Source organism: Actinomadura keratinilytica (genome assembly GCF_039539665.1).
GTDB lineage: Bacteria > Actinomycetota > Actinomycetes > Streptosporangiales > Streptosporangiaceae > Spirillospora > Spirillospora keratinilytica.
Window position 1 is genome coordinate 1 of the sequence record NZ_BAABDO010000282.1, and the last position, 841, is coordinate 841.

Annotated in this window: 1 protein-coding gene; it reads right to left on the reverse strand. The window is 70.7% G+C overall.

Features of this window, described 5'->3' with window-relative positions:
- The coding region (locus tag ABD879_RS32715) for a hypothetical protein (protein ID WP_345025672.1) at positions 1-808 on the reverse strand (808 nt) is incomplete at its 3' end.
- Positions 809-841: the final 33 nt, after the last annotated feature.

Consider the following 841-nt stretch of genomic DNA (forward strand, 5'->3'; position numbering starts at 1 on the left):
GGGCGATGAGGACCTTGTCGTCGGGCAGGACGAACAGGGGCCAGGCCTGGGCGAGTCCTTCCAGCAGCACCTGATGCGGGGCATGGATCGACAGCAGACGAACCCAGGGGACGTCTTCGGTCGCGGCGCGGGCGGCGTAACCGGCGCTTTGCAGACCGTGGCCGAGGACCTCGTGCAGGGCGAACTGACGGGCGCCCACCCGCGTGAACTCGACGTTGAAAAGGTTGAGGCGCAGGCGGACGTTGCGCCCGGCGCCGTCCAGCCAGTAGGCCCAGTAGGCGTCGACCTCGGCGGTTTCGATGGCGAGCGTGTAGGGGGCGGTGCTGCCGGTCGCCTGTCGGATGGCCGGTTCCAGCTCGTCGGCGGCCTGGCGGATGGCGTCCGGGGCGTCGCCGATGTCCAGCGGCCCCTCGGCCCGGCGGAGTTCGCGGTCGGTGCCAGGCCCCCAGGCGATGCCCAGGTCGGCCGAAGCGGCACGGGCCTGCTCGAAGCGTTCGGCGATGTACTCGTCGGGCCACCCGGCGGCGTCGCATCCCTGGGTGGCCCGAACGTAGTCGTTCAATACCGGACGTTCGCCCAGCAGGGCACCGAGATAGGCCAGGTCGGCGTCCAGACGAGCGGCCAAGGGGCCGGTGGCCTCCCGGCGCAGCTCGGCGAGCCGCCGGTAGACGGCGAGACGGTCAGGCGCTGGTTCCGGTTCGGGGCCGCCCGGATGGCAGTCGAAATCGATGATGGGGGACGCTCCGCGCTTGACCTCCAGCGCGTTCCACCCACGGAGAACCGACTCGATGTCGTCACGCAGGCTCATGCGGCACATCCCATCGCAAGGCGAGCGACTGGT